At 53.8% G+C, this 1,800-nt stretch carries 1 rRNA gene; it reads left to right on the top strand.

Annotation, left to right across the window (positions count from 1 at the left end):
• Positions 1-250 precede the first annotated feature (250 nt).
• Positions 251-1,783 (top strand): 16S ribosomal RNA (locus BCO18175_RS40340).
• Positions 1,784-1,800: the final 17 nt, after the last annotated feature.

The raw sequence follows: 1,800 nt of genomic DNA, 5'->3' as shown, positions 1-1,800 counted from the left end.
ATAATCTCGCTTCTCTGCTGCTGAAAACGCAGCGCTGCTGAGAAACACGAAGTTCCTCGCAGAATGCTCTTTAAAAATTAACAGCCGATAAGTGTGGGCGCTTGATGGAAGCGAGCTGATCCTCGGATCAGATAGCGAAAGTATCAAGAGTCTCACACTAAAGTAAGTCAGGTTTATGAAGCAATTCATATTCCTGTCAGCTTTGAGTGAGCGACCGGTTCTTAACTGAACCGAAAACAGTAACAGGTTTAAACTGAAGAGTTTGATCCTGGCTCAGATTGAACGCTGGCGGCATGCCTTACACATGCAAGTCGAACGGCAGCACGGGTGCTTGCACCTGGTGGCGAGTGGCGAACGGGTGAGTAATACATCGGAACATGTCCTGTAGTGGGGGATAGCCCGGCGAAAGCCGGATTAATACCGCATACGATCTACGGATGAAAGCGGGGGACCTTCGGGCCTCGCGCTATAGGGTTGGCCGATGGCTGATTAGCTAGTTGGTGGGGTAAAGGCCTACCAAGGCGACGATCAGTAGCTGGTCTGAGAGGACGACCAGCCACACTGGGACTGAGACACGGCCCAGACTCCTACGGGAGGCAGCAGTGGGGAATTTTGGACAATGGGCGAAAGCCTGATCCAGCAATGCCGCGTGTGTGAAGAAGGCCTTCGGGTTGTAAAGCACTTTTGTCCGGAAAGAAATCCTTGGCCCTAATACGGTCGGGGGATGACGGTACCGGAAGAATAAGCACCGGCTAACTACGTGCCAGCAGCCGCGGTAATACGTAGGGTGCGAGCGTTAATCGGAATTACTGGGCGTAAAGCGTGCGCAGGCGGTTTGCTAAGACCGATGTGAAATCCCCGGGCTCAACCTGGGAACTGCATTGGTGACTGGCAGGCTAGAGTATGGCAGAGGGGGGTAGAATTCCACGTGTAGCAGTGAAATGCGTAGAGATGTGGAGGAATACCGATGGCGAAGGCAGCCCCCTGGGCCAATACTGACGCTCATGCACGAAAGCGTGGGGAGCAAACAGGATTAGATACCCTGGTAGTCCACGCCCTAAACGATGTCAACTAGTTGTTGGGGATTCATTTCCTTAGTAACGTAGCTAACGCGTGAAGTTGACCGCCTGGGGAGTACGGTCGCAAGATTAAAACTCAAAGGAATTGACGGGGACCCGCACAAGCGGTGGATGATGTGGATTAATTCGATGCAACGCGAAAAACCTTACCTACCCTTGACATGGTCGGAATCCCGCTGAGAGGTGGGAGTGCTCGAAAGAGAACCGGCGCACAGGTGCTGCATGGCTGTCGTCAGCTCGTGTCGTGAGATGTTGGGTTAAGTCCCGCAACGAGCGCAACCCTTGTCCTTAGTTGCTACGCAAGAGCACTCTAAGGAGACTGCCGGTGACAAACCGGAGGAAGGTGGGGATGACGTCAAGTCCTCATGGCCCTTATGGGTAGGGCTTCACACGTCATACAATGGTCGGAACAGAGGGTCGCCAACCCGCGAGGGGGAGCTAATCCCAGAAAACCGATCGTAGTCCGGATTGCACTCTGCAACTCGAGTGCATGAAGCTGGAATCGCTAGTAATCGCGGATCAGCATGCCGCGGTGAATACGTTCCCGGGTCTTGTACACACCGCCCGTCACACCATGGGAGTGGGTTTTACCAGAAGTGGCTAGTCTAACCGCAAGGAGGACGGTCACCACGGTAGGATTCATGACTGGGGTGAAGTCGTAACAAGGTAGCCGTATCGGAAGGTGCGGCTGGATCACCTCCTTTCCAGAGCTTCTCGCAAA

The organism is Burkholderia lata, from assembly GCF_902499335.1.
In the GTDB taxonomy this organism is placed as follows: Bacteria; Pseudomonadota; Gammaproteobacteria; order Burkholderiales; family Burkholderiaceae; genus Burkholderia; species Burkholderia lata_B.
This window is presented reverse-complemented; position numbering and strand designations above follow the sequence as displayed.